Raw genomic sequence first — 25,965 nt, 5'->3', positions numbered from 1 at the left:
CCATGGAGATCGGTCTTGTCGGCCTGGGCAAGATGGGCGGCAACATGCGCGAGCGCATCCGCCAGGCCGGGCACACCGTCGTCGGCTACGACCGCGACCCCAAGCTGGCCGACGTCGGCTCGCTGAAGGAGCTCGTCGAGGCGCTGCCGGCGCCCCGGGCGGTGTGGATCATGGTGCCGGCCGGTGAGGCCACCGACGCGACCGTGCGCGAGCTGTCCGATCTGCTGGACGCCGGCGACCTGGTGATCGACGGCGGCAACTCGCGCTGGACCGAGGACGTCAAGCACGCCGAGCTGCTCAAGGCCAAGGACATCTCCTTCGTCGACGCCGGCGTCTCCGGCGGGGTCTGGGGCCTGCAGAACGGCTACGCCCTGATGGTCGGCGGCGCGGACGCCGACATCGCGCGGGCGCAGCCGATCTTCGACGCGCTCAAGCCCGAGGGCGACAGCGGCTTCGTGCACGCCGGCGAGGTCGGCGCGGGCCACTTCTCGAAGATGGTCCACAACGGCATCGAGTACGGGATCATGCAGTCCTACGCCGAGGGCTGGGAGCTGCTGGAGTCCGCCCCGAACGTGACCAACGTGCGCGAGGTCTTCCGCTCCTGGCAGGAAGGCACCGTCATCCGTTCGTGGCTGCTGGACCTGCTGGTCCGCGCCCTGGACGACGACGAGCACCTGTCCGGCATCCGCGGCTACGCCGACGACTCCGGCGAGGGCCGCTGGACCGTCGAGGCCGGGATCGACCTGGCCGTGCCGACCCCGGCGATCACCGCCTCGCTCTACGCGCGCTTCAGCTCGCGCCAGGAGGACTCGCCGCAGATGAAGGCGGTCGCGGCGCTGCGCAACCAGTTCGGCGGCCACGCCGTGAAGAAGGAGAGTTAGGACCACCCATTGCGGGTCACGCATCTGTCGCTGGCGGACTTCCGTTCGTACGCCTCCCTTGAGATCGCGCTCGGGGGAGGCGTCACCGCCTTCGTCGGGCCGAACGGGCAGGGGAAGACCAACCTCGTCGAGGCGATCGGCTACATCGCCACGCTCGACAGCCACCGCGTGGCCACCGACCAGCCGCTCGTGCGCTTCGGCGCGCCGCGAGCCATAGTGCGCGCGAACGTGGAGCGCGAAGGTCGTACACAGCTTGTGGAAATCGAGCTGAACCCGGGCGGTGCGAACCGGGCCCGGTTGAACCGCAACGCGGTTCCGCGTCCCCGCGAGATCCTCGGCGTGCTGCGTACCGTGCTGTTCGCGCCGGAGGATCTCGCGCTGGTGAAGGGCGATCCGGGGGAGCGCCGCCGGTTCCTGGACGAGTTGCTGGTGGCGCGCTGGCCGCGGTTCGCCGGGGTCCGCGCCGACTACGACAGAGTTCTGAAGCAGCGGAACACCTTGCTGCGTACGGCTGCGATGGCCCGACGTAACAAGACCTCCGGCCCCAACCTCACGACGCTCGACGCGTGGGACCACCACCTGGCGCTGGCCGGCGCCGAACTGGTCGCCGCGCGCCTGGCGCTGATCTCGGCGTTGTCCCCACTTGTGGACAAGTGTTACGTCGAGATCGCCGAGGGCGGCGCGACGCGCATCGGCTACCGCTCGACGGTGGCCGCCGAGCCCGACCCGACCGTCGCCGTCCTGACGGAACAGTTCATGACGGCCCTCGGCGAGGCCCGCGCTAACGAATTGGACCGCGGGATCACCCTGGTCGGCCCGCACCGCGACGAAATGGTGTTGGAGCTGACCTCCTCCTCCGGTGACAACATGCCGGCCCGCGGCTACGCCAGCCACGGCGAGTCCTGGTCGTACGCACTGGCATTACGTCTGGCCGCCTACGACCTGTTGCGCTCCGACGGATCCGAGGGCGGCGAGCCGGTCCTGATCCTCGACGACGTCTTCGCCGAACTCGACGCCAAGCGCCGCCGCCGGCTCGCCGAGCGCGTCTCCGGCGCCGACCAGGTGCTCATCACCGCGGCCGTGGACGCCGACGTCCCCGAGCAGCTGATCGGCCAGAAGTTCACGGTGGCCGGAGGGCAGGTGAACGCGGCGTGAATCCACAGCCTGTGGACAGCGGATCCGGCGGCGACGGTGCCGAGGGGGCTGACGCCAAGGGTTCCGGCATCGACCTGGCCCGCGCCGCGTTCGCCGCCGCACGGTCCCGCAGCAAGGACGGCGGCGCGGGATGGAACGGCAGCAGGCGTCGTAACAACAACCCCGGCCAGCGTTCGGGATCCGGTCCCGACGAACGCGATCCGCAGCCGCTGTCCTCGGCGATCCCCAGGATGATCGAGGACCGCGGCTGGTCGGTGCCGGCGGCGGTCGGCGGCGTCATGGGCCGCTGGGGCGAGATCGTGGGCAGCCACATCGCGGCGCACTGCACTCCCGTGGAGTTCAACGACGGCATCCTCATGGTCCGCACCGACTCTGCGGCCTGGGCCACCGAGCTGCGCATGCTGGCCCCGCAGCTGCTCGCGAAACTCAATGCCGAGCTGGGGACTTCCCGCGCGGCCCACGGCGGCCGCGACACCGCCGGCGCGATCTCGACCCTGAAAGTGGTCGGGCCCGGCGGCCGGTGACCGATCGGCGCCGGTTCCCTGTCTTTTGACCTTGTTGCCGCTCTCGGGGATTGTTAGGTTCGCGCGGGGTGGTGGGCGCCGTCCCTCCAGCCCCACCGCCACCAGGCGTCTCAACAGCCACGATCCCCTGGTCTTCCGGCACGAATCAGCCACGCCACGGCGGACCATAAAGGTCCATATCTGTGACAATCACCCTCTCGCATCCTCAGACCGTGCAGGACGCTGTCGTGAGCCGTTCGCAGGGCGGCTCGTATGGGGGGACTTCAAAGACGGGCAAAAAATGTCTCTCAAGGCCTCACAGGGCCGTATGAGGGCCACTTTGGTCAGCCGGGCAGGGTAGAATAAAGCTCGTAAGTCTTCCCCTTCGCGGCTCGCGTCGGGCCGCGACTGTCCGGTGGGTTCCTCCGACGGCGCGCTCCGAACGCCCACGCCGTGTTTTGAGAAAGGGCCAGCGCGCCGTGGCGGACGTAGAACCGACCGGGGACATCACCCCAAGCCTCGATGGCACCTATAACGCTGACTCCATCAGTGTCCTGGAGGGGTTGGAAGCCGTCCGGAAGCGGCCGGGCATGTACATCGGCTCCACCGGGGAGCGCGGCCTGCACCACCTGGTCTACGAGATCGTCGACAACTCGGTGGACGAGGCGATGGCCGGGTACGCCGACACCATCGAGGTCAGGCTGCTCGCCGACGGCGGGGTGAAGGTCGTGGACAACGGCCGCGGCATCCCGGTCGGCATCAACACCAAGACCGGCAAGTCCGCGCTGGAAGTCGTGATGACGATCCTGCACGCCGGCGGCAAGTTCGGCGACGGCGGCTACAAGGTCTCCGGCGGTCTGCACGGCGTCGGCGTCTCGGTGGTGAACGCGCTGTCCACCCGGGTCGAGGTCGAGGTGCACACCGACGGTTTCGTCTGGAACCAGGTGTACAAGCGCGGCGTGCCCGAGTCCGAGGTGTGCAAGGGCGGCCCGGCCGAGGACACCGGCACCTCGACGATCTTCTGGGCCGACGCCGACATCTTCGAGACCACGGTCTACTCCTTCGAGACCCTCTCGCGCCGGTTCCAGGAGATGGCCTTCCTCAACAAGGGCCTGACGATCTCGCTGACCGACGAGCGTCCGGAGTTCCTCGACGAGAACGGCGAGCAGCGCTCGGTGAAGTACCACGCCGAGGGCGGCATCGCCGACTTCGTGCGGCACATCAACTCCCGCAAGGGCGAGCCGGTCCACCCGAACGTCATCGACTTCGAGGGCGAGGACAAGGACCGCACCCTGGCGGCCGAGATCGCCCTGCAGTGGAACAGCCAGTACTCCGAGTCGATCTACACCTTCGCCAACAACATCAACACCCATGGCGGCGGTACGCACGAGGAGGGCTTCCGCGCGGCGCTGACGACGCTGATCAACAAGTACGCGCGCGACCAGAAGCTGCTCAAGGAGAAGGACGAGAACCTCGCCGGCGAGGACATCCGCGAGGGTCTGACCACGATCGTCTCGGTGAAGCTGTCCGAGCCGCAGTTCGAGGGCCAGACCAAGGACAAGCTGGGCAACCCCGAGGCCAAGACCTTCGTGCAGCGTCTGGTCTACGAGAAGCTCGGCGAGTGGCTTGAGGAGAACCCGAACGAGGCCCGCGAGGTCATCCGCAAGACCATCCAGGCCTCCACCGCGCGCATGGCCGCGCGCAAGGCCCGGGAGCTGACCCGTCGCAAGGGTCTGCTGGAGTCCTCCTCGCTGCCCGGCAAGCTGTCCGACTGCCAGTCCAACGACCCGACGAAGACCGAGATCTTCATCGTCGAGGGTGACTCCGCCGGCGGCTCGGCGCGGTCCGGCCGCGACCCGATGACCCAGGCCATCCTGCCGATCCGCGGCAAGATCCTGAACGTCGAGAAGGCGCGCATCGACAAGGTGCTGCAGAACACCGAGGTGCAGGCGCTGATCTCGGCGCTGGGCACCGGGGTGCACGACGACTTCGACATCAGCCGGCTGCGCTACCACAAGATCATCCTGATGGCGGACGCCGACGTCGACGGCGCGCACATCAACACCCTGCTTCTCACCCTGCTGTTCCGGTTCATGAAGCCGCTGGTCGAGGCCGGGCACGTGTACCTGGCCGCGCCGCCGCTGTACAAGGTGAAGTGGACGAACAACGACTTCCACTACGCCTACTCCGACCGCGAGCGCGACCAGCTCATCGAGGCGGGCGTCGGGGCCGGCAAGCGGATGAAGGACGAGACCGTCCAGCGCTTCAAGGGTCTGGGCGAGATGAACGCCGAAGAGCTGCGGATCACCACCATGGACCGCGATCACCGCATCCTGCGCCAGATCACGCTCGACGACGCGGCCCAGGCCGACGACCTGTTCTCGGTCCTGATGGGCGAGGACGTCGAGGCCCGCCGGAACTTCATCCAGCGCAACGCGAAGGACGTCAGGTTCCTGGACATCTGAATCCACACCCGTCCACGAAGCAGACCTGACGAGAGCACCACCTCTCCTTGACAGCGAAGGATTGAGATTTGAGCACGGAGACAGTGGACGAGACGCCGCAGGGAGACCGGATCGATCCGGTCGACCTCCAGACGGAGATGCAGCGCTCGTACCTCGACTACGCGATGAGCGTGATCGTCGGCCGCGCGCTGCCGGACGTCCGGGACGGCCTCAAGCCGGTGCACCGCCGCGTCCTGTACGCGATGTACGACGGCGGCTACCGCCCCGACCGCGGCTACTACAAGTGCGCCCGCGTCGTCGGCGAGGTCATGGGTATCTACCACCCGCACGGCGACTCGCCGATCTACGACACCCTGGTCCGCCTGGCGCAGCCCTGGTCGCTGCGGATGGTGCTGGTCGACGGGAACGGCAACTTCGGCTCCCCGGGCAACGACCCGGCCGCGGCCATGCGGTACACCGAGTGCAAGATGGCGCCGCTGGCCATGGAGATGGTGCGGGACATCGACGAGGACACCGTCGACCTGCGCCCCAACTACGACGGTCGCTCCACCGAGCCGGTCGTGCTGCCCGCGCGGTTCCCCAACCTGCTGGTGAACGGCTCGACCGGCATCGCGGTCGGGATGGCGACCAACATCCCGAGCCACAACCTGCGCGAGGTCAACGACGGCGTCCAGTGGTTCCTGCAGAACCCCGAGGCGACCAACGAGGAGCTGCTGGAAGCGCTCATCGAGCGGATCAAGGGCCCGGACTTCCCGACCGGCGCGCTGATCGTCGGCCGGCGCGGGATCGAGGACGCCTACCGGACCGGCCGCGGCTCGATCACCATGCGCGCGGTGGTCAACACCGAGGAGATCAACGGGCGGATGTGCCTGGTGGTCACCGAGCTGCCCTACCAGGTGAACCCGGACAACCTGGCGCTGAAGATCGCCGAGCTGGTCAAGGACGGCAAGGTCGCCGGCATCGCCGACGTCCGCGACGAGTCCTCCTCCCGGACCGGCCAGCGCCTGGTGATCGTCCTGAAGCGGGACGCGGTCGCCAAGGTCGTGCTGAACAACCTGTACAAGCACACGCAGCTGCAGGACTCCTTCGGCGCCAACATGCTGGCGCTGGTCGACGAGGTGCCGCGCACGCTGTCGCTGGACGCCTTCATCCGGCACTGGGTCACGCACCAGATCGACGTGATCGTGCGCCGCACCCGCTTCCGCCTGCGCAAGGCCCAGGAGCGTGCGCACATCCTGGTCGGCCTGCTCAAGGCACTGGACGCGATCGACGAGGTGGTGGCGCTGATCCGCCGCTCCCCCACGGTCGACGAGGCCCGCACCGGCCTGATCGAGCTGCTCACCATCGACGAGATCCAGGCCAACGCGATCCTGGAGATGCAGCTGCGCCGGCTGGCCGCCCTGGAGCGGCAGAAGATCGAGGCCGAGCACAACGAGCTGATGGCCAAGATCGCGGACTACAACTCGATCCTGGAGTCGCCGGAGCGGCAGCGGCGGATCGTCTCGGAAGAGCTGCAGGCGATCACCGACAAGTACGGCGACGACCGGCGTTCGCAGCTGGTGCCCTACGAGGGCGACATGTCCATCGAGGACCTGATCCCCGAGGAGGACGTGGTCGTCACGATCACCCGCGGCGGCTACACCCGGCGGACCAAGACGGACCTGTACCGCTCGCAGAAGCGCGGCGGCAAGGGCGTCAAGGGCGCGCAGCTGAAGCAGGACGACATCGTCGACCACTTCTTCGTCACCACGACGCACCACTGGCTGCTGTTCTTCACGAACAAGGGCCGGGTGTACCGGGCGAAGGCGCACGAGCTGCCGGACACCGCTCGCGACGCGCGCGGGCAGCACGTGGCGAACCTGCTGGCGTTCCTGCCGGACGAGAAGATCGCCCAGGTGCTGGACCTGCGGGACTACGAGCAGGCGCCGTACATGGTGCTGGCCACCAAGAACGGGCTGATCAAGAAGACGCCGCTGAAGGACTACGACTCGCCGCGCTCGGCCGGCGTCATCGCGATCAACCTGCGCGAGGACGACGAGCTGATCGCCGCCGAGCTGGTCTCCCCCGAGGACGATCTGCTGCTGGTCTCCAAGCAGGCCCAGGGGCTGCGGTTCACCGCCACGGACGAGGCGCTGCGGCCGATGGGGCGGGCGACCTCGGGCGTGATCGGGATGCGCTTCCGCGAGGACGACGAGCTGCTGTCGATGGACGTCGTCCGGCCGGACACGTTCTTGTTCACGGCGACGTCCGGCGGCTACGGCAAGCGGACCCCGGTGGAGATGTTCCCGCTGCGCGGTCGCGGTGGGCTGGGCGTCATCGCCGCCAAGACGGTCGACGAGCGCGGCGGCCTGGTCGGCGCCGCGGTCGTGGACGAGGGCGACGAGGTCATGGCCATCACGCTGTCCGGCGGGGTGATCCGGACGCGGGTGTCCGAGGTGCGGCCGACGTCGCGCGACACCATGGGCGTGCGGGTGATCAACCTCGGCAAGGGCGACACGGTGCTCGCGATCGCGCGCAACGGTGACCCGGCTGAGGTGGAGGACGAGCTGGCCGAGGGCGAGGGCGTTGACGGCGCTGAGGTCTCTGACGTCTCTGATGTCGCAGAGGGTGCAGCTCTGGTCGCCGAGGCTTCGGAGGACGCGCCGGTGAGCGAGGGCTCTGAGGACGCGGGTTCTGACGACGAGTAGTCGCTGAGGGCCTGAACATGTGGCGGCGGTATCGGTGCGGGGCACCGGTGCCGCCGCTCTGCGTTCGGTGTTCGGTGTTCGGTGTTCGGCGACCGTGCTCGGGGCAGATGGGTGACGCCCGTTCGGCTGTCTGCCGCAGGCCCGCCACGTCCGGCTTGCTTCGTTGCGTGTCCGGTTATGTGCGCGGCGCAGTCTTGAGGTCCGTCGAACATATGGTCCGAGCTACGAAAAATTGCGGGGCCGGGGAGACCTACGGGGATTAGGACGGTAGCTTGGCCGGGTGAGTAGCGAGACGACGACCGATCCCGGCCTCGGAACCGACCCCGACGGCGTCGGTGGCGGGCCCCGCGCTTACGGGGCCGGCCCCGGCGCCGCTTCCGTTCCGGACGCCGCGCCGCCCGGGGCGCACCGGCAGGGTCCGCCGCCGAACCAGCCGCCGCCCGGTTACGGGCCGCCGCAGGGTGGGCGCGGACCTGCGGGTCCGGGTCCCGGCTACGGCCCCGGGCCTGGTGGCGCCGGCGGTGCTTCCGGCGTTCCCGGCGGCCCGGGGGCTTATGGCGCGCACGCTGCTCCGATGGCTCAGGGCGGTCCCGCCGGTTCTGGCGGTCCCGGCATTCCTGTTGCTCCGGGCATGGGCGGTCCCGGTCCTGGCCCGGCTCACGGCGCTGGTCCGGCTCACGGTGGTCCCGGCGTCCCGGTCGGGTCCGGGCCAGGTCAGATGCCCGGTGCTCACGGCGCGCCCACTGGCCCCGGTGCTCCTGGTGCTTCTGGTGCTCCGGGCGGCCCGTCGACCGGAGCGGCAGCCGGTGCGGGCGTCGGCGCGGGCGCGGGCGCCGCGGTGGCCGGCGCAGCGGCCTCGATCACGGCGGGTCTGTCGGGTCTGGCCGGACGCTTTTCCAGCGGCGGAGGCCGTCGTACCGGGGGAAGACGCAAGGAAGCCCCTACCATGGGAACCGTGGCGTATCAGCAATCGGAGTCGGCCCAAGGCCAGGCGGGCACCCGCCCCCAGGCCGGCGGCGGCTGGGGCGCACGCCCGCCCGGCCCGGCCGGCTCCCCCGCGGGCGCACCCCGCTACCAGCAGCAGCAGGCCCCCGGCGCGGCCCCCCGCGGCCGCAAGGCCCGCCTGCGCGTGGCGAAGGTCGACCCCTGGTCGGTGATGAAGACGACGTTCGTCCTGTCGATCGCCTTCGCCGTCGTCTCGGTGGTGGCGGCCGCCCTCCTGTGGTCGGCCCTGAACGCCCTCGGCGTCTTCGACTCCATCAACCGCACCCTGGCCTCCGTAGCCCCCGCGAACCAGCCCAACAGCGTCACCCTGACCTCAGTCCTGTCCTTCGGCAAGGTGATGAGCTTCACGGCCCTGGTGAGCGTGGTGAACATCGTCCTGTTCACAGCCCTCGCCACCCTCGCCGCCTACCTCTACAACATGTGCTCCTCCCTCGTCGGCGGCATAGAGGTCACCCTCGCCGACGACACCGCCTCCTGAGGCGCGGGGCCCCCGCAAAGCGGTTTTGGGGCACCGCCCCCGGTGGGGTAAGCTTCTCGACGTTACCAACCGGGGCCTATGGCACAGTTGGTTAGCGCGCCGCCCTGATAAGGCGGAGGTCGGTGGTTCAAGTCCACCTAGGCCCACCATTGCGGTCTTACTTGAACCGCTGTTCGCAAGAACGGCGTCGAGTAGGGCCGTAGGAGTGATCGTTACGGCGGTATCGTCCCTCGGGGCGGTACCGCCGTAATGCTGTATGGCCGCTGATCCGTGAAGCACTGCGCGCTGAGTTTCAACGAGTGGCCGGATGGTGTCGGTGAGGTCATCGCAGGCTACAAACGGCGCGCCGTTGTTTTCGTCGAGATAGATCTTGGTGAAGCATGCCTGGTTAAGCACCTTGCGGGCCGGACTGCCCGCCAGGCGGTAGAGACGGTGCACGTCGCCGAGCAGGTCAAGCAGCTCAGTGAGCGCTGAATGCCCGGCATCCAGGTTGGGCGCTTGGAGCTGGTCTAGCTGAAGTTGAATCCGTTCCTTCTCCTCGCGGATTGTGCGCATCTTGGCGGTGAGTTTGTCGTTTGGCCAGTCGGGATTGCCGACCAGATCGAGAAGGCCGTCAATCTTGGTACCCAGTTCTATGACTTGTCGGGTGAGCTGGGTGCGCACGAGGCTGTCGGTGGTCCCGCTGTTCGTGACGGCCGCCTGCATGGCTGCCGTGATCCGGGTGCGTAGGCCCGTGGAGACGCTGACAGTGCTGTAGTTATCCTCAACGGCCCGTTCGACCTCGGCAACCCTGAGATATGGCAGGTCACAGGTGTGCTTTTGTCGACCAGAGCACAGGAAGTAGAAGTATCGCTCGCCAGTGCGGGACTTGCCGGGTGTGTACAGAAGGCGGCTGGAGCAGCGGGCGCACCAAACAGAACCCTTCAGGTAGTGACTATGAGTGCGAACGCGCGTACCGCCGCCGCGTTCGATGTCCAAGACCTCTTGGACCCGGTCGAACAGTGGCCGGCTGATGATTGGTTCGTGGCGGCCTTGGTACTCCCGATCCTTGATGCTCACTATGCCGATGTAGAAGCGGTCACGCAGCATCTGCCCGAGCTTGCCCCTAGAGATCGGCTTGCCTGCCGGATACTTCTTCGTCGGTCGGGCGCGCAACCCGGCGTCAGTCAGGGCGTCCATGAGCGTTGGGAACGAGTAAGTACCTGTGGCGTATAGCTCGAAGGCCATCAGAACCAGCGGGGCACGGTCAGGATCTATGGCGATGGTGGCCACCTCGCGGCCCTCGAAGATCTCCTTGACGTTGAGATAGCCCAGCGGGGCACGCGCGATCGAGCCGCCCCGTTCCACTTTCGAGGCCATCTTCAGCGCGATATCGGCGCCCTGTGCCTTCGACTGGTATTCGTTGACGCCGTCGAGGATCGTGGCCACGAGGTCGCCGACCGGGTTGTCTTCGGTGTAGTCCATGATCGAGATGATCACCGTGCCGAGGTTACGCAACTCCCGCTTGGTGATCGCGGCATCCACAGAGTTGCGAAACAAGCGTGAGCGCGCATATGTGATCACGTAATCGATGTTCTTGTGGGCCCGCAGGTACGCCATCATCCTTTGGAACTCTTTGCGTCCGTCGATGCTGGTCGCGGTACGTCCCGGCTCGATGAACTCCGCTACGATCTCCGCTCCGAGTTCAGCGGCGCGCTTCTGCCCGTGCGTCCGCTGTGCAGGGATGGAGATGCCCTCGGGGTCATAGTCGGTATTCAGCTGTCCGGCGGAGGATACCCGCAGGTACAGCACAGCGCGCTTAGGCCTGAAATGCTCCGCATTCGGGAGTGTGGCCGTATTCACCGACTCCCTCCTGTTGCTGTGACGTTCCTGAACCGGGCAGCTACCGCCGTGATCGCTTCGTGCATCTCGGCGATAGCCGCATCCGGCAGCGGGTAGGTCGCGCGCAGCGCTGTATCGAGGTCTGCGTCGCTGCCGGATTCCGGGTAGCCCGCCGCAGCCAGCAGCGGACCACGCGCCGTTTTCAACACATCGGCGATAGCAACGATATGAGCCGGAGACGGCCGGTTGACCCGGTCATGGAACAGCCGGTGTAGCGACGTCAGCGGAATACCCGTGGCCTCACTGAGCGCCTTGAGTGTCAGACCACTGCGCAGCCGTGCCGCCTCCAAAAGCGCCCCAAGGCTCGAATCTGAAGCCATGTCCTCACCCGTTCCCCTTCCGAATTCGTGCACTGATGCCATTCTACCTGCATGTTTCCGAAATCGGAATGTCTGTACGGGATTAACTCAGTCTCCTGATGAAAGCCCTTGGCGCGACACATCGCCCCGTTCAGAATCTTTGGCGATCATCAGCAGCGCCTGAATGAGTAGTCCTTCGTCGACCTCTCTCCGTGGCACACCCCGAGCCACGACCCGCCGGTCACGGTGGTGATTCTCACGGGCACCCGAATCGGAGATGATCTTCTCCACGGCGGCAGCTGGCGGTTCCGTACCCCACCCACCCGCCCAGGACGCGCCGTTTCGCGTGTGGTCGCTTGCGGTAGGCGACTCGCTCGCTGCGGCGTTGAATATCTCGCTTTCATCGTCGCCGGTCATGCTGGCTTGCCCGCCTGCCGGGAGAGTTCACGCGCCGCATCGAGTTCATTGCGGATACCGGCGGCCTGCTCTGCGATCGCGGCGTTTGGCCAGCCCTGCCAGGCGTAGCGCCACAGGCCCTTACGCGCGGTTTCTGCGTCATCGGTGTCAGATGGTGCAGGGTTTCGGAAGTCTGCGCGTGCCTGTCGTAGGGCGGTGAATGTGCTGGAGTAGCGGCGGGTCTTGGTCAGTGGTTGTCCACCGAAGCCGAGCATGTGTGTCCAGCGATGCAGTCCCAGCGCCTCATAAGGTGCCAGCGTGCCGATGGTGCGACACGTATACATCAGTGCCCGGACATGGTCGGTTCGGGCGAGCGCGGCTATCTGTGATCGGTGTGTGATCGGTACGTCAGACCCGTGCGCGTCTTCGGTGCCCTTGGTGACGTACTTGGCCAGGTAACCGGCCGCACGCTCTGCCGGCAGTGTCGCGTCGAGCATGATGGGTCGGGCGTCGAGTTGTTTCCCGAAGTGCAGTATCGGGGCGCCGATCTCGACAGTTTCGGCGAGGCGTAGCCGGGCCGCCGAGGCTGCCTCCCCGATGACATGCGCGAGCAGTCCGGCCGTGGCCCACGACGGAGGTTCCTGTGCCCTGTCCTCGGGGCCGTCCAGGCGGAACGCCGCGTGGAAGTGGACCAGCCCGCGTGCCTGGTATTCGGCAACCCGCACATACTCCACGCGGACTGTGCGCCGGATCCGTGACCGGGGTACCCCGCCAGCGCGGGCGAGCCGCCAGTACAGGAAATCGATCATTCGGGCCCACAGCGCCGACGCTCCCGCGTTCCACAGCACGTGTCCGGGGTAGTCGTAGCAGGCGGCGCACAAGGGTTGTCCGATCAGCGTGTCCCCGGATGCATGCCGGTGGTGGCAGGTCATCGGGATGCCGTGTTGGCACCGCGGCTTGCCACGCCGGGCCCGGCACACGTCCCTAGGGCGGTCAGGGTTGGGACGCCGATGCACGGGACCGAAGGACGGCGCGGTGAGTGTGGCGAACACCAGCGGATGCCCGGCCACCGCGTCCGGAACCCCTTTGCCGCCTGACAGGCCCGCGCGGACCAGGTGGAATGCGTCGCCGGCGTACAGCCGTGAGCACGAGGCGCATCGTGTGGCGCGCCGGTTCATGCAGCGCACGGGTATCGCGCCGAACGCGGTTCCCTCCGACGACCAGGACGTCACGATTTCCCCGGTGGCGATCGCGACCAGCAGGGTTCGACCGGACAGCCAGACCGGGTTTTCACACGCGCCGACGTCTCGAATCTGTCGCTCGATCGCCGGATAGTCCGGCCGCGACAGCAGCTCGAACCAGTCCCGGTCCTCGATCGGGATCATTGCCAACCGGGCCGGGTTCGGCGCGGTCGGGGCGTTGGTGGATGTAGCAACATCAGACCTGGTGGTCTGTGGCACGTCTGCTCTCCTTGCAGACCAGGCAGCGCCGGCCGATGAAGCTGGCAGGCGCCGCTAGAGGATGCGGACGGAGCGCGCGGAACCGTTGGAGGCATCAGGGAGAAGTCACAAGACAGGTCTGCATGAATCGCGGCGAAGGCGTCGGGGCCGATGGTGAACCCCACAGGACCGATGGCCGCAGGTATGAGTTCTGATCAAGCGTCGTGAAGTGTGAGGCGAAGTGCGCGCGTGATGTTCAGGGACGGGGCCGCCGGACGCGAGTCGAGTTCGGTCCGGCGTCCCCAGGTGGCGCTGTTCTTAGGAGTGGTGCGAGCCCAGGAGCAGGGCTGTCAGCAGCAGCATGACCACCCCGATTCCCAGCCAGTAGGCGATGTGTCGCCGGTAGGCCACGACGGCGATCGCCGCCAGCAGCCACAGTGCGGTGACGGTGTCCGAGTCACGGTTCACGGTCCACCCGTCCACGGTGCCGAGGGGGAACCAGGTGCCAGGGGCACGCCGTTCTTCGCCGAGTGCGCATAGAAGATCGAGTGCAGCGCCGCGCTGATCATGGACCCGAACATCGACGAGGCCAGGGTGAACCCGAACAGCACGGTGATGATGGTTTCCAGAACCCTGACGGTTCGTGCCCGGATCATGAGGAAGGTTGCGATGCCGAACAGCAGCGCAGCCGACGTAGTGACCGTCATGACGTCTCACCCCCGGGCAGGCCGAAACCGCGCGGCGGAAGGTCGAAGCCGCCTCCCGGCAGGTAGAAGTCACTCAGACCGGGCAGCCACACCCGCTGATGGGCATAGTCGGTGGTGATGCGCTGCGCCTGCTCCGCGCCGATGTTCGCCGAGCGTGCCCGCATCCAACCACCCTCATTGGTGGTGGCGATCGCCACGCCCCGTTCCAGCGGGCCGATGCTCTGTGCCGCGTCCACCGCATCGGGGAACTTGTCCCCGAGCGTCATCTTGGCCGTTTCCGGATCGGCGACCCGGTGGCAGATCCGCCCGCCCAACTGTGCACGCAGCATCGTCACCCCCGGCCCCAACTCCGACCCGACCCGTTGACCGGCCACCAGCAGATGCACCCCCAGGGACGCGCCGAGCTGCGCGAGCCGAACCAGGTTGGTCGAGCAGGCCAGGGCATCGGCCTTGTCTTTCGGATCGGTCGCCAGGCACAGCTCGGCCAGCTCGTCCACCAGGAGCACGATCGGCACCGGTCGGATCTCCTCGGGCAGGTCCCACATCGAGCGGACGCCCGCGATGTGGCATTGGGTCGTGCGCTCCAAGACCACATCCACCAGGTGTCCCAGCACCCGCACCGCCGCCGGCCGATCCGTGGCCAGCGCCGAGAGTCGGGCCGTGTAGTTGCCCAGTTCCATGCCGCCTTTCAGGTCGATGCCGACCAAGGCGACGGGGCGCGGCGCCAGCTCCACCACCGCAGCGTTCATCAGCGTTGACTTGCCTGACTGCGTGGCGCCCGTGATCAGCCAGTGCGGCAGCAACCGCAGATCCAGCACCCACGGATTCCCGTCCTCCAGGAGCCCGACGAAGATTCGCAGCAGCCGCGCTGCCGCCACCGCGCCGGGTGACTCCTCGGTCTCCGTCGTGACGGACACCCTGAACCACGGTCGGCCGTGATGTTTCCGCCGGGCCAGCACTCCCGGCGTTGTGACGGTGGCCAGCGGGTCCCGGGCCGAGATTGTGAACTCGACTTCGCCACGGGCCGGAGAGGACACCCGAACCGAGTGCACCCGCCAGGCATGCGCCATTGCCTTAGCCGCGTTGACGAACTCGTCAGGGGTTTGACCCGGCAGCATCCTCGCCCGTGCCGTCACCGAGAACGGCCGGGGCCAGCCCATCCACAACCGGGGGATCACCGGATCAAGTTCCTTACCTTTGAGCAGAATCCCGCCGATCATGGTGTGCGCCCGCTTGCGCGTCACCGCCAGGTCGCACTCCCAGGCCAGCCGACGCCAGGTGAACCGGATACGCCCCCACAGGATCGGGAACGACACCGCGTACCACCACGTTCGCGGGAAACGCTCGCGCACCATCGGCAGCACGACCAGTAGCGCGGCGAAGGCCAACAGCACCGCCACCGACAGGGCAGAGTTCGATGTCATCGATCAGCCCTCCCCGGCCTGTATCGCCTCAGCGCGAAGGCCCGCGAAGTCAGCCAGCGCCGTGCCCACGGTGCAGATCTGGAACAGGTAGCCGCTGTACTCCGCGCGCTTCCCCTCTTTCTCGGCACCCTCGGCCAACTCCGCGAGCTTCCCCAGGGACTCGACGCCTTCCTTGATTCGGGCTATCGCCTCACCCGGGCAGCTCACGCCGGCTCACCGCCCTTGGCCGACCGAGGCCCGCCGGTCGGTGGTGTCGCGGCCGGAGCCGGCTGCGTCCCGGATGCACTCGACGCGGTACGCGGGGCAGAGGAGGGTGCCGCGTTGCCCGTGCTGTCGCCGGTGACCCTGGTGACGGACTCGGCGCGGAAGGCCAGGCCCGACCTTCCGTTCTGCTCCCAGTGGGTCACCATCAGGCCGTGCAGCGCGATCACGTCGCCTTCAGAGACGTCCGGCGCGTGTGTCCCACGCACCTTGATCTCTATGGCACTGGCGCGCCGCTGGCCCTCCTGACGCACCGCCACCGACAACCGGTAGTCCCGCTCCCCGGTCTTCGGGTTGATCTTGATCTCTCCAGTGTCGAAATCGACCACCGGTTCCGGATCGGCGATCAGGCGAGGCCTGATCCAATCGCCGACATCCACTCGTACGTTCTGCACGTTCACACTCCCGGCTCCAGGGCCCGCAGGCCCGCCTCTGGGTTGGACAGAACCAGCCCGGGCCACGCCCGAACCTGGCACCCGCACAGGTGGTCATCGGTCGAATGGACCTCGGCCAGTGGTGCCTGCGCGGGTGCCGAACCCCCAGGAGAGGACGCCCTGCATCGAGCAGGTAGGACATCACTCGTCATGATGAGTTCAGAGCCGAGGATACCCGTGTCTTTCACAGAGGTCGGTCATCACTTATCATGATGAGCGTGGCCCGATGGGGTGCCGAAGCGCAGGTAACAGGGTTCTGATACGCCAGAGACGCCCCCACGCGACGCCACGCGAACCCAAGAACCGTTATCAAAACGTGACCGACCGAGCGAGGCCGGACCAGCGCGCGCAGCGCCCTATAAGACCGAGGGTGACCAGACATGGCACGTGTCGTCAAAACCCACAAGCTCTACCAGCAGGTGACAGACGGCATCCGGGACGACATCACTTCTGGCGTCTACAGCCCGGGGGATGCGCTCCCATCCGAGGCCCGGATGATCGAGGAATACGGTGTTTCAAGAACCACCCTGCGGCAAGCATTGATCATCCTCCGCACCGAAGGACTGATCGAGATCCACCACGGCAAAGGCGCCTTCGTCCGCCACCGCAGCACCGCCGCCACCGCCCTTGACCGACCCCGAACCCGGCCCCTGCAAACCATTGGCGACGTGCACAGCTCACGCGAGGACGCCAACCCCGCAACCGCCGCGCTCCTCGGCATTGCCGAAGGCAGCGCACTGTATATCTGGGACACGATCGCCACAGAGCCGACCACCGGCCGCAGAGTCCTGACCCGAACCCTGCTTCCGTTCGCCGCCGCTGAAGGCACCAGCCTGGAAACCGACCCGTTCCCCGAACGTCCCGCCATGCTCGCCACACTGGCCACACGCCACGGCAAGCTCACCGCAAAAGAACACGTGACAGCACGCATGCCCACCCCCGACGAAACCACAGCACTAGCGCTACCGGACATCACGCCGATTCTGGAAACCACGCTCATCACCGCCGCCAAGGGCCGCACAGTTCTCGCCGAAACCGAGACCATCAGCGCCGAAGGCATCCAGCTGGTCTACCCGATCAAACAGGGCTGACCAGGCACGCTTCCGCATGATCGACTCCGCGCGCGCAGCCGGCGGATCCGTACCCCACCCCCGCCCCCTCCACCACCGCGACACCCGTGCGTGGTCACCACCGCCACGCGCCCCGCCCCCGAACATCGCCCAAGACCACACTCCCGCACGAGAGCACAACACCCAACGGAACTCCCCTTTACTTACTCAAGGGCGGCCTTCGGCCGCCGCGCGCGTCCCGGGCCGCGCCCGCGCTCGCGCGGCATGCGGCCTTCGGCCGGTCCGCGCGGCTCGGCGCGTCCCGTCCCGCGCGCACCCCAACCAGACCGCCCAGATGACGAGACGAGCACTACTACGACGCGCCCAACGTGATCATCGGTCGCGGTAAAGGACGCCTTCGGCGGCAGCCCTCACCCGGCCTCTGCTCACGTGGTTCCACGTCGGGACACCGGACACCCAGCACACGACCCCGCTTGGTCACCAGGCGGAACCGGCAGGCGGACGGCACGAACACACCCAGCCCACGAAACCACACCGGCCGCCCGCCGGCCGAACCCGCCGCCTTCAGGCCACCGACACCGCGCCTCACAACGTCCGAAGCTCCACCCGGCACCCCAACGCCAGCACCCACCGCATAAACCCCACCGCCCGGGGCGGTGAAACCTGCCGCTCCCAATTCTTAATCGACGACGTGTCGACACCGGCCAGCCGCGCCACCTCAGACTGCGTCAACCTCGGCCACGTCTCCAGCCGCAACCCGCGCAGCACCGCCAGCAAACACCGCATCTCGAACGCATCCTGCCTTTCACCCAACTCCCGGCCCAGCGGCGAATAAACCCAGTCACCACGGCCGTCAATGATCACGACCCGCATACCCAGCACCCGCGCCCTACCGATCAGATGCACCAACGTGGGCCCATCCCGCACCCACCCCTCCAACTCCCACACACGAACCGACTCCGCCGACACACCCAACAACCCGGCAAGCCGTTCCTGCGACAGGCCACCACGACCACGCCGCGCCGCCACCAACACACCATTGATGCCAGCCAACTCCCCGCGGACCCTTTCCTCATCCACGCCGAACCACCGACTCACCCCAGCGTTTCCGGCACACTGTCAGGCAACTCGTACCGCTGAAGCGGCGGCCACGAATCGATTCCCGCACGAGCACGCCGCGCCCCCGTTGACTGCTGACTCGGCCCCCTCCAGCTCTCATCCAACGCAGGCTCCGGCTCCACCGGCCACCCAGCCGCACGCACCCGCACCGAACAACCAAGATCCGCCGACCAAGCCAAAAACATCATCAGATGCGGGACCCGCCAGCGCCTCTCCCAACGAAGCACCGTGGTCTCCGAGACACCCAGACTGACCGCCACCGCACCCTGCGTTTTCCCGCCCACCCTGCGCTTGAGTCGCAGCACACCCGCCAACCGTGACCACTCGGCCGCCACCAGCTCAGGACCCGGACACACGTCACCAGTTGGCACATCCACAACAGGGCCACCCTCGATCTCCAACCGCAACCCCACCACAGCCGCCATCGAGATCACATGAGGAACCGTCGGCGCGTCCCTCCCCCCTCGCCAGTCATGGACCGAACAAGGATGCACCCCCACCCGTGCCGCCAAGGTCGGAACCTGCAAACCGTACGCCCGACACTCGGCCCAAATGGCACCCAACAGCACGTCAAAATTGCTGCGCGCCCGCTCATTCCATTCCGCAACCATCGTCGCCCCTCGTTAACATTCCGCCGACAAAACCCGACGCCACCAGCGGAACCGGCAGGCGGGGCAAGAACACGCCCCGCCGGCCGAACCCGCCCGTGCGACCTCACCAGCGGAACCGACCGCGGGGCCAAGAACGGGCCCCGCGGTCGAACCCGCCCCATGGTTGAAAGGTCGCGGAGTGCGCTCACACACCCCCAGCGGTCACCGAACCCGGGTCACGACCGCGCTGGTTTGAACCAGGAAACAGGCCAACATGCGCAAGCCGCTCCCGCATCAACTCCACAGAGCCCTCAGACCGCCGTGGAGGCACGGCCATGACATCGCCAGCGGGACGGAGAACCACCCGACACCCCAGCGCGTGAGCCCACACCATCAAAGCAATGGGGCGAATTGCCATTGCAGCCTTCTCCCACTTCTGTATCGAAGATCCAGAAACGCCCACCAACTCGGCAAGCGTCGCTACATACATATTCGAGGCCTTACGGCGATCCCTCAACGTCCATGCCAAGCGTCGTCGCTCCAACAACAACCACGAATCACGAGGCAGCCGACGTACCGAGTCATGCCATATCTCGCCGTGGCGGCCCTCGACCACCAGCTGCAAACCAAGCGGACGAGGCCACTCGATCAAGTGATTCAAAGTCGGTGCGTTAATCCCTTTCTCCCAATCTGAGACCGCCGAATGCCAAACCGGCAGGGCCTCCGAAAGCTCTCTTTGGGTAATCCCGGCGTCCGAGCGGGCTCTATACAAAGAATCAATGACTCCGGAAAGAGCTGATTCCGCCAAGTCGTCAACGTGCAGCACCATACGATTATTACCCTCCGCTGCCACGCCCAGCAGCATGTCGACCTCACCGGGAATTCACCGAAGCCCAATCATGCTCGTGAAGGATTCATATCCCCTAGCTCAAGCGCGGGCCTAACGCCCCAGCCACAAGCAGGACTCATTGCCTACGTGTCGAAGCCCAATCGAAAAATCCAAACACCGAGCCCAGGCGATCATCGCAAGCGGCTGGCAGCACCCGTCTTCTTCCCACCGCTGAACCGATGACCGGCTGACCCCAAGCAAACGCGCAAAGTCGGTCTGCGAGAAACCACGCTGTTTCCGCCTTTTCCATAGCGGAACCGCCAGACGGCGCGTCTCATGAAGCACGAACGATTCGTCATTCTTCAACGTCACCGACAGCTGCAACTCTGGGTTGTAGTCCCCATCCGTCAGCGCCAAGCGATGCCCGAACGCATACGCTCAACTGATCAGATGCGGCTGACCCGGACTGTCGTAACACTTCTCCCAATCACGCAAAGTACGATCAGCCACACCAAGCAAAACCGCCACGTCCATCTGATTCACGCCGAGATCCAGACGAAACTCGTACAGGTGCCGTTGCATATAAGACAGCTGCCGTTTCGCCGCCGCTGCCCCCCTCAGCTCCAAACCCAACCTCCAGACACGGGGCACCCCAACTCACCAGCGGAACCGGCAGGCGGGGCAAAGACACGCCCCGCCGGCCGAACCCGCCACTGCCAACTTGGCAAGCACCAACCACCGGTTCTCAAGCCACAGCCCGAAGCCCATCAACACCCACAGGCAGAAGCTCATCCGGCCCGATCTCACCCCACAAGTCAGCGTCATCAGGATCAGGCCCGATCCACGCCGCCGCCGTACCATCGACGCGCACCGCCAAACTCACGCCGTACAACTCGACCGCATATCGCAACTCGTCAGGCGCCGACTCCGCACCACCGATTTCCAGCAACACCCCGGCAAGCCACTCCGCCCGACGACGTGCGCGAACGTAGTTCACCCCCTTCCGGCGCTCCCAAAAATCCGGATGCACCCACCAAACGTCCATACAGAACCGACCTCCCCGAAACGGACCAACGGACCGCACCGAGGTATCAGAACACGAACATGTTGCTTCGCCCCGATACCATCGGTACCGGGTCTGTTGACCCGCCGGGCCACTCCATGTACCCCTCGCTAAGGACAGGGGTGGCCCGGCTTGCCATGCACGGCGGGGAGCAGGACCGGGGGGAAGACCGGAACGGGCCACCGGCCATTGCCCTAATCCCCGCCACGGCAACGCACGACAGACGATCGAAAAGGGCCGAGGGCTCGTCTGTCACACGCCGCCGTCTCGCGGGTGAAGCCGTTGCCACGGCCCCTCAACCCACCCGCAAGCACCATCCCCGCACTACGGCGGCACAGGGAAAACCTCCTCCGTGGCGTCCACATCCACACGGTTCAGATCTGCGGCCACCACCCACCGCCGTGGCTTCTCACCCGTGGGAGTCAGAACCAGCGCGAGCGGCACACAGCACAGCGGCCCCAGATCCGGCGCATCCTCGGGGACCTCGCAGGCCCGATGCGTCGGCAACTCCACGACGCTCAACACCTGCTCATCCCCGACCCGCACCACGTCGCCCGGCTCGTACTTCTCAGCCATGGCGCCCCGCCAACAGCTCAAGCTCGGCCACCGCCTCGGCACCGGTGAGCACGTCCGTCGCGCTCAGCCACTCCACCAGCATGTACACGCCGAGCTCGGGATTCAGAAGCAGCCTGGCGCGCCGTGGACGAGTCCGCAGCACCTCCGACCACGCCAACTCCGCAAGCGACAACCCCTCAGGCAGCGCCTGCCCGATCGAGATCAGCACCGCGTCCAGCGCCGCCAACTCCTGTCGAATACGTTCATGATGGATGATCATGAACATGCCAACCCCGGGTTCCTCCACGAACTGCGTGTTCACCCAGGCCGCGCCATCAGGGGTCTCTATCACCGCATACGTCACCGGTCCCGAGGACTCCACGGCTTCCGAGGGCTCCACCGGCTCAACAGGGCGGCGCTTGTGCAGCCTCATCAGGCACCGCCCCTGAACACGATCAGCAACCCCACCGCATTGGCGGTCAGCGACGCCAGCGCCACCGTCGCCAGCAGCAACACCCGCGTGCGACCGCGCGGCTCATCCCACACACACGGCCGCTCGTAGAACACGCCTGTCGTGTCGTTCTCCTGCATTGTCACGACACGACCCCCGACGTACGCGGGGCATCGTCGCCGCGCCAAACCTGCATGAACGACGGCTCGCTCAGGTACATCGACGGGAGCAACGACCCGAACCAGAACACCCACCAAAGTGAGGGGTTTCCGCCGTCGCCGCCGGTCGTCTCCCAACGCTCCAAACGCCGCCACGTGGCACCGATCAGCACCAGCGAACCGAACTCGATCTCCGACAGCCGCGCCGGACCGGACTCCAGCAACATGCTCACGACCGCACCCCCTCAACAGGGTTCGGAAACGTCGGCCGGGTACGACACCACGCAACCAACACCCCATGCCGGAACTTGGACGCATCCGGCGCCTTCCCCGCAGAGGGCTTCTCGTGGAACAGAACCGTGTACTCCCGAGCCACCGCCCGGTCCACAGTCGGACGCCACGCACCAACGTTCATCGACTCGCCCAACGGAGCGACCCACGCCCCTACCGGCACCTGGGATGCATACCGAACCTCAGCACCAGGAGGAGAGCCGGCCGGAAGCGCAGGTTTGACCTTCGACTGCACCACGATCACCCTTCCTGCCTGATTCCGATCGAGTCGCCGGAGGCAGCCTCCGCGTAGGCGCCGCCTTCCGGTCCGAGTCGTGCTAGACACATTTGACTTCGACCACCTTCGTCTGCCGAAAGCCTGATACGTCACCCATCAGGCGCTTCGCTTGAGTCAGTGAGAGCACGGCCATCGTATACGTAGCTTCGTATACGCACAAGCTCTTCGTATACGATAGGCGTGCCCCTCGCCGAGCAACAGACCGAAGGGATCAAGTCGAATGCCAGAACCGGCTTACGTCACCATCGCTGGCGCGTTCGCGCGTCGTATCCGCAGCAGAGAGCTGACGCCCGGCTCACAGTTGCCGAGCCTCGCCGAGATCGCTCAGCAGCACGGGGTGTCCGACATCGTGGCGCGAAAGGCTGTCGAGCTCTTGCAGAGCCAAGGACTTGTCCGGTCGGTTCGCCGACGCGGGAACTTCGTGACCGATCGGCCGAACCTGGTGCGGGTATCGCCGGAGCGTCAGACCGAGACCGCCGAGACGACGTTCCGACACGAGTCCGACGAAGAGGTCCAGGTGGAACGGGACATCTCCGAGCTGCCTGCCACCGACGCGCTCTCCGAGGCATTCGGGCTCGCGGTCGGTGACCCGATCACGCATACCGTCACGCGTGCCTCAGAAGGTGGGCGGCCAGTGTCGATTTCAGACACATACCAACCGCGAGGTGTCAGCGGCGTGGCGGCAGCTACGGATCTGGAGGAGACGCTTGCTGATCGGCTACCGGAGCCGAGTCACGCCGAATGGCTGCGTTCGACGCCTGGCGATCTCGTCAAGACCATCCACCAGCGTTTCTACGCTGTTGACGGGCAGCTCATCATGATCTCGGACATCTCTTACCCGCAAGGGCGCTACGACGCCTTCCTCTTCAGGATGCCGATCAGGCGGGACGTAACCGACAAGGGAGCCGATCAACCGTAAGCCGCGGTCCCACTGTGACTTGGCAGCCGTCAGCGCCGGACCCAACCTTGCGCGGCGTCTGCCAAGTTCCACCAAGAGACGAAGCTCGTATCCGTGGACTCCAGCTTCCAGCGGTTCGTCAACGCGTCGAAGAACGCATCGTCGCCTGTCTTGCCACCCTTGGGCTCGCCGATATAGACGAGCCGATCGCCGCCAACGGCTTCGAAAGAGGCCAGCGCATCCGACGCCATGCTGTTGCCCCAGCCGGGCGGCCAGCACAGAAGAAGCACGAACTCTTTCATATCCGCCTCCGACAAGCGGTCCAGTCCTGCGACCGGGAACCACACGTTGGCCTGCCCGGCGGCTCGTGGGAACGACGCGTTGTCGATCGTGTCCGGCGGCTCCAGTTCATAGGCGCGGACTTCGTGGCCGGCGTGTGAGAGTTGCGCAGCCCAGTAGCCGCGACCCGCACCTAGCTCGATGATCGGGCGCCCACCGCTGAACTGGGCTACCCAATCGATCGACTCGGGGGAAGGAATCGCATAGGCGTAAGCGGCCTGAAGGATCATCTGAGCGTAGGCAAGCTGTGCGCTGCCTTGAGGATTGCCGCCATCGACTACACGGCGCCCATTGTGTTTGGACACCGACGCCGCGACGATCTCCCAGTACGGATTGACGCTCGTCGCTGCGTCGCCGGTCATGAAGTGCAAGAGCCTCACGTCAAACGCAGCATCAGCCTCGCGGTCCCCCGTGCCAGACAAGCCAGCTGCCGCGTCGAAGTACTCCGCGACGCGGGGATACTCCGCGCGGAGTAACTGATCATCGCTTAGGAACGCGCGCAGCTCGGCGCGACGTTCGGGAGTGAGTACAAGCTCTGGCACAACCCCACCCTAACGGTGCTGCATGTGGTCGAAGGCCCACATGAAGCGGGTAGACAGTGGCGAAAACTGTTTTCAATAAGCAACATATCGAGTCTGTAGCGTCGTAGGGGAGCGAGTCAACCCACTGACGCCCGATTGAGCGATTCGCTGTCTCCGCTGGCGTCCTACCTTGGCGTTCTAATTCGGTTGCGTAACGCGCTATAGCCACCGCTACGGTGGCGCCTTCTCCGGACGTCAAGGGCACTTCGTTAGCCCTTGCCCTCCTACGAAGACACCCCCTTCGCTCTTGGGGCGCGTGGTCACCGGAACAGGCCAACACGTTGCAGTTCGCGATGGGCACGAGCGAGAGCTGAAACGACGCCTACGGCGCGCTACTCAGTCGGATGCGTCCCGCACGCCTCACCACGCGCCGCCGGCACCCGGCTTCGCGGCCCACAAACAAATGGACACGCCTTCGGCGAGCCCTCCCTCCGAGATGGCCGCGAAGATCACTCCCGAGCAATGTTGGTAGCGTCCGGTTTTGATCACCTCGCCGGTCGGACACCACAAGGGTTGCCAGACGTCGTCCCCATCATCAAGGAGAGCACTTGACGATGGGGACGACGCCCGGCAAGGCGCAGCCTGCCCGACCGACGAGATGATCAAAACCTAGGGGGAAGGCTATGGACCCGAGTCCACATCGAGGACCCCGCCTTGCTCGCGTGCCAACGAGTCAAGCCGCTTCCGAATCTCTGTGACCTGGGCACTTGGGTTCGAGTAAGCCACAAGAAGGTCCACCCCGGTAGCAAAAGCCCCGGACCTGCTATGGTCCGGGGCTTTCGCGTTGCGGTCGAGACCGCAGTCGCTGCCGCTACTCGCAGGCGTTCGCCAGAAGATCAGTTTCGCGCCCGCGGGGCGGCTCAGCCCGGGCCGAAAGAATACTGGTACGACAGTATTATGCGAATGCGGCCCGAGTCTTATGCCGGCGGCGTGAGCGTCTGGTAGTACCGCACTCCGTAGAGATGCCCGCTGGTGATCATGACGGTCACCTCAAGGACCTTGCCGTTCGCGTCGGTGATGGTGCGAAGCGTGCGCATGACCGGGATCTCGTCGGGGAGTTCGAGGGTCTGGAGTTCCTCGGTGGTCGGCTCGCGGACTTGGATCTCGTCCATGAGTCCGTGCTGTTGCCAGCCGAGGGCTGCCAGCACGGTGGGCTCGGTCGCGAGGTCGCGCTGGTGTTGGGGCTGGTCGAGCGCGGTGCCGGTGATGACTGAGTCCGGGTAGTACGACCACTCGATCTCGACCGGTTCGTCGTCGCGGAGCATCAGGCGTTTGCGGAGCAGCGCGGTTTCGCCTTCGGCCAGGCCGAGCTTCTGCGCCGCGTCCGACGGCGGGCGCTCGGGGCCGATGTGCAGGATCTGGTAGGTGATGGTGCTGGTCGGCGGTTCGAGCTGGGCCGTGGCCTCGCTGATCCTGATGCGGTCGCCGCGGATGAACAGGGCCTTGCCGCGCCGGCCCTCGACGAAGCCCTCCGCCTTGAGCATCGCCACGGCCCGCTGGGCGGTGTTCGTGGTGGTGCCGTAGAGCTCCTTCAAGCGCTCGAAGGTCGGGAGGGTGCCGGTGATGTCGCCGGCGAGGATCTTCGCGCGCAGGTCGGCGGCGATCTGCGCGGACTGGGGACGGTTGTCCACGCGCTTCATGTGTCGCTGGCCCCTACTTTCATCAGTTCCCTTCCATGCCCACCTCAGCGACACAGTAGCAGCACTACGCCGGTATGCGGCGTTCGCGG

27 protein-coding genes, 1 tRNA gene and 1 pseudogene are annotated in these 25,965 nt (G+C 66.4%); 10 read left to right on the top strand and 19 right to left on the bottom strand.

The features are described 5' to 3' along the window. Positions 1 to 2: 2 nt before the first annotated feature. From gnd to ABH935_RS16100, 8 genes are all read left to right on the top strand, one after another. On the top strand, positions 3 to 881 hold the full coding sequence (gnd, locus tag ABH935_RS16135) for a phosphogluconate dehydrogenase (NAD(+)-dependent, decarboxylating) (RefSeq protein ID WP_370378690.1): 879 nt from the start codon (positions 3 to 5) through the stop codon (positions 879 to 881). 9 nt (positions 882 to 890) lie between these two features. Further along, positions 891 to 2,036 carry a DNA replication/repair protein RecF gene (gene recF, locus ABH935_RS16130; protein ID WP_370378689.1) on the top strand — a complete coding sequence of 382 codons (1,146 nt, stop codon included), beginning with the start codon at positions 891 to 893 and terminating at the stop codon, positions 2,034 to 2,036. Beyond that, positions 2,033 to 2,560, top strand: coding sequence for a DUF721 domain-containing protein (locus ABH935_RS16125; RefSeq protein WP_370378688.1), 528 nt, complete (start codon positions 2,033 to 2,035; stop codon positions 2,558 to 2,560). The genes recF and ABH935_RS16125 overlap by 4 nt, the downstream gene beginning before the upstream one ends. Positions 2,561 to 3,018: 458 nt before the next feature. Continuing rightward, the gene (gene gyrB, locus ABH935_RS16120; RefSeq protein ID WP_370378687.1) at positions 3,019 to 5,004 is read left to right on the top strand and encodes a DNA topoisomerase (ATP-hydrolyzing) subunit B; all 1,986 of its coding nucleotides are present in this window, start codon (positions 3,019 to 3,021) and stop codon (positions 5,002 to 5,004) included. 137 nt (positions 5,005 to 5,141) lie between these two features. Continuing rightward, entirely contained in the window at positions 5,142 to 7,691 is a 2,550-nt protein-coding gene (gyrA, locus tag ABH935_RS16115; protein WP_370378795.1) for a DNA gyrase subunit A, read from the top strand. Positions 7,692 to 8,637: 946 nt separating this feature from the next. Next, a complete protein-coding gene (locus ABH935_RS16110) occupies positions 8,638 to 9,174 on the top strand; it encodes a DUF3566 domain-containing protein (RefSeq protein ID WP_370378686.1) in 537 nt (178 codons plus the stop codon). Positions 9,175 to 9,246: 72 nt separating this feature from the next. Continuing rightward, positions 9,247 to 9,323: transfer RNA gene (locus tag ABH935_RS16105), tRNA-Ile, on the top strand. A 121-nt stretch (positions 9,324 to 9,444) separates the two neighbouring features. Beyond that, positions 9,445 to 9,648 carry a hypothetical protein gene (locus ABH935_RS16100; RefSeq protein ID WP_370378685.1) on the top strand — a complete coding sequence of 68 codons (204 nt, stop codon included), beginning with the start codon at positions 9,445 to 9,447 and terminating at the stop codon, positions 9,646 to 9,648. A gap of 294 nt (positions 9,649 to 9,942) precedes the next feature. Here the strand turns inward: ABH935_RS16100 and ABH935_RS16095 are convergent. The 9 genes and pseudogenes from ABH935_RS16095 to ABH935_RS16055 all read right to left on the bottom strand — a co-directional run. Beyond that, positions 9,943 to 10,965: pseudogene (locus ABH935_RS16095) on the bottom strand (recombinase family protein); the annotation flags it as partial. A 47-nt stretch (positions 10,966 to 11,012) separates the two neighbouring features. Continuing rightward, on the bottom strand, positions 11,013 to 11,408 hold the full coding sequence (locus ABH935_RS16090; protein WP_370378684.1) for a helix-turn-helix domain-containing protein: 396 nt from the start codon (positions 11,406 to 11,408) through the stop codon (positions 11,013 to 11,015). A gap of 54 nt (positions 11,409 to 11,462) precedes the next feature. Then, on the bottom strand, positions 11,463 to 11,771 hold the full coding sequence (locus tag ABH935_RS16085; RefSeq protein ID WP_370378683.1) for a hypothetical protein: 309 nt from the start codon (positions 11,769 to 11,771) through the stop codon (positions 11,463 to 11,465). Continuing rightward, positions 11,768 to 13,210 (bottom strand): replication initiator, encoded by a 1,443-nt coding sequence (locus tag ABH935_RS16080; protein WP_370378682.1) that lies wholly within the window; start codon positions 13,208 to 13,210, stop codon positions 11,768 to 11,770. The genes ABH935_RS16085 and ABH935_RS16080 overlap by 4 nt, the downstream gene beginning before the upstream one ends. Before the next feature lie 297 nt (positions 13,211 to 13,507). Continuing rightward, positions 13,508 to 13,657 (bottom strand): hypothetical protein, encoded by a 150-nt coding sequence (locus tag ABH935_RS16075; RefSeq protein WP_370378681.1) that lies wholly within the window; start codon positions 13,655 to 13,657, stop codon positions 13,508 to 13,510. Further along, on the bottom strand, positions 13,654 to 13,896 hold the full coding sequence (locus tag ABH935_RS16070; protein ID WP_370378680.1) for a hypothetical protein: 243 nt from the start codon (positions 13,894 to 13,896) through the stop codon (positions 13,654 to 13,656). Before ABH935_RS16070 ends, ABH935_RS16075 begins: the two co-directional genes overlap by 4 nt. Further along, a complete protein-coding gene (locus ABH935_RS16065) occupies positions 13,893 to 15,290 on the bottom strand; it encodes an FtsK/SpoIIIE domain-containing protein (RefSeq protein ID WP_370378794.1) in 1,398 nt (465 codons plus the stop codon). The genes ABH935_RS16070 and ABH935_RS16065 overlap by 4 nt, the downstream gene beginning before the upstream one ends. A 33-nt stretch (positions 15,291 to 15,323) precedes the next feature. Beyond that, the gene (locus tag ABH935_RS16060; RefSeq protein ID WP_370378679.1) at positions 15,324 to 15,527 is read right to left on the bottom strand and encodes a hypothetical protein; all 204 of its coding nucleotides are present in this window, start codon (positions 15,525 to 15,527) and stop codon (positions 15,324 to 15,326) included. Then, complete coding sequence (locus tag ABH935_RS16055; RefSeq protein ID WP_370378678.1) at positions 15,524 to 15,976, bottom strand: hypothetical protein; 453 nt, start codon at positions 15,974 to 15,976, stop codon at positions 15,524 to 15,526. Before ABH935_RS16055 ends, ABH935_RS16060 begins: the two co-directional genes overlap by 4 nt. A gap of 419 nt (positions 15,977 to 16,395) precedes the next feature. On the opposite strand from ABH935_RS16055, the gene ABH935_RS16050 reads away from it, so the two are divergent. After that, a complete protein-coding gene (locus tag ABH935_RS16050; protein ID WP_370378677.1) occupies positions 16,396 to 17,106 on the top strand; it encodes a GntR family transcriptional regulator in 711 nt (236 codons plus the stop codon). 564 nt (positions 17,107 to 17,670) lie between these two features. Here ABH935_RS16050 and ABH935_RS16045 read toward each other — a convergent pair. The 8 genes from ABH935_RS16045 to ABH935_RS16010 form a co-directional block, all read right to left on the bottom strand. Further along, the gene (locus ABH935_RS16045; protein ID WP_370378676.1) at positions 17,671 to 18,165 is read right to left on the bottom strand and encodes a hypothetical protein; all 495 of its coding nucleotides are present in this window, start codon (positions 18,163 to 18,165) and stop codon (positions 17,671 to 17,673) included. Between the two features lie 834 nt (positions 18,166 to 18,999). Then, positions 19,000 to 19,659 carry a helix-turn-helix transcriptional regulator gene (locus ABH935_RS16040; protein ID WP_370378675.1) on the bottom strand — a complete coding sequence of 220 codons (660 nt, stop codon included), beginning with the start codon at positions 19,657 to 19,659 and terminating at the stop codon, positions 19,000 to 19,002. A gap of 75 nt (positions 19,660 to 19,734) precedes the next feature. Further along, positions 19,735 to 19,968 carry a helix-turn-helix transcriptional regulator gene (locus tag ABH935_RS16035; protein ID WP_370378793.1) on the bottom strand — a complete coding sequence of 78 codons (234 nt, stop codon included), beginning with the start codon at positions 19,966 to 19,968 and terminating at the stop codon, positions 19,735 to 19,737. A 400-nt stretch (positions 19,969 to 20,368) separates the two neighbouring features. After that, positions 20,369 to 20,668 carry a hypothetical protein gene (locus tag ABH935_RS16030; protein ID WP_370378674.1) on the bottom strand — a complete coding sequence of 100 codons (300 nt, stop codon included), beginning with the start codon at positions 20,666 to 20,668 and terminating at the stop codon, positions 20,369 to 20,371. Between the two features lie 342 nt (positions 20,669 to 21,010). Then, positions 21,011 to 21,262, bottom strand: coding sequence for a hypothetical protein (locus ABH935_RS16025; RefSeq protein ID WP_370378673.1), 252 nt, complete (start codon positions 21,260 to 21,262; stop codon positions 21,011 to 21,013). Then, entirely contained in the window at positions 21,255 to 21,605 is a 351-nt protein-coding gene (locus ABH935_RS16020) for a hypothetical protein (RefSeq protein WP_370378672.1), read from the bottom strand. The genes ABH935_RS16025 and ABH935_RS16020 overlap by 8 nt, the downstream gene beginning before the upstream one ends. Positions 21,606 to 21,673: 68 nt before the next feature. Next, positions 21,674 to 21,832 carry a hypothetical protein gene (locus tag ABH935_RS16015; RefSeq protein ID WP_370378671.1) on the bottom strand — a complete coding sequence of 53 codons (159 nt, stop codon included), beginning with the start codon at positions 21,830 to 21,832 and terminating at the stop codon, positions 21,674 to 21,676. 2 nt (positions 21,833 to 21,834) lie between these two features. Further along, a complete protein-coding gene (locus ABH935_RS16010; RefSeq protein WP_370378670.1) occupies positions 21,835 to 22,083 on the bottom strand; it encodes a hypothetical protein in 249 nt (82 codons plus the stop codon). A 555-nt stretch (positions 22,084 to 22,638) separates the two neighbouring features. Between ABH935_RS16010 and ABH935_RS16005 the strand changes: the two genes are divergently transcribed. Next, the gene (locus tag ABH935_RS16005; protein WP_370378669.1) at positions 22,639 to 23,337 is read left to right on the top strand and encodes a GntR family transcriptional regulator; all 699 of its coding nucleotides are present in this window, start codon (positions 22,639 to 22,641) and stop codon (positions 23,335 to 23,337) included. Positions 23,338 to 23,366: 29 nt separating this feature from the next. Here the strand turns inward: ABH935_RS16005 and ABH935_RS16000 are convergent, their stop codons facing one another. Together ABH935_RS16000 and ABH935_RS15995 are read right to left on the bottom strand one after the other, a co-directional pair. Further along, positions 23,367 to 24,197, bottom strand: a complete 831-nt coding sequence (locus tag ABH935_RS16000) for a hypothetical protein (protein ID WP_370378668.1) — start codon at positions 24,195 to 24,197, stop codon at positions 23,367 to 23,369. Between the two features lie 956 nt (positions 24,198 to 25,153). Beyond that, complete coding sequence (locus ABH935_RS15995) at positions 25,154 to 25,876, bottom strand: GntR family transcriptional regulator (RefSeq protein ID WP_370378667.1); 723 nt, start codon at positions 25,874 to 25,876, stop codon at positions 25,154 to 25,156. Positions 25,877 to 25,965: the final 89 nt, after the last annotated feature.

The sequence above is a fragment of the Catenulispora sp. GAS73 genome, from assembly GCF_041262085.1.
Taxonomy (GTDB): domain Bacteria; phylum Actinomycetota; class Actinomycetes; order Streptomycetales; family Catenulisporaceae; genus Catenulispora.
Note: the sequence above shows the minus strand (reverse complement) of the source record. Positions and strands in the feature narration are given on the sequence as shown.

Coding starts and splice junctions, on each gene's coding strand:
- gnd (WP_370378690.1), top strand. CDS start 3: ATGGAGATCGGTCTTGTCGGCCTGGGCAAGATGGGCGGCAACATGCGC.
- ABH935_RS16040 (WP_370378675.1), bottom strand. CDS start 19,659: ATGCTGCTGGGCGTGGCAGCGGAGGGTAATAATCGTATGGTGCTGCAC.
- ABH935_RS16025 (WP_370378673.1), bottom strand. CDS start 21,262: ATGGCTGAGAAGTACGAGCCGGGCGACGTGGTGCGGGTCGGGGATGAG.
- ABH935_RS16015 (WP_370378671.1), bottom strand. CDS start 21,832: ATGCAGGAGAACGACACGACAGGCGTGTTCTACGAGCGGCCGTGTGTG.
- ABH935_RS16110 (WP_370378686.1), top strand. CDS start 8,638: ATGGGAACCGTGGCGTATCAGCAATCGGAGTCGGCCCAAGGCCAGGCG.
- ABH935_RS15995 (WP_370378667.1), bottom strand. CDS start 25,876: ATGAAGCGCGTGGACAACCGTCCCCAGTCCGCGCAGATCGCCGCCGAC.
- gyrA (WP_370378795.1), top strand. CDS start 5,142: ATGCAGCGCTCGTACCTCGACTACGCGATGAGCGTGATCGTCGGCCGC.
- ABH935_RS16005 (WP_370378669.1), top strand. CDS start 22,639: ATGCCAGAACCGGCTTACGTCACCATCGCTGGCGCGTTCGCGCGTCGT.
- ABH935_RS16070 (WP_370378680.1), bottom strand. CDS start 13,896: ATGACGGTCACTACGTCGGCTGCGCTGCTGTTCGGCATCGCAACCTTC.
- ABH935_RS16085 (WP_370378683.1), bottom strand. CDS start 11,771: ATGACCGGCGACGATGAAAGCGAGATATTCAACGCCGCAGCGAGCGAG.
- ABH935_RS16050 (WP_370378677.1), top strand. CDS start 16,396: ATGGCACGTGTCGTCAAAACCCACAAGCTCTACCAGCAGGTGACAGAC.
- ABH935_RS16030 (WP_370378674.1), bottom strand. CDS start 20,668: ATGGACGTTTGGTGGGTGCATCCGGATTTTTGGGAGCGCCGGAAGGGG.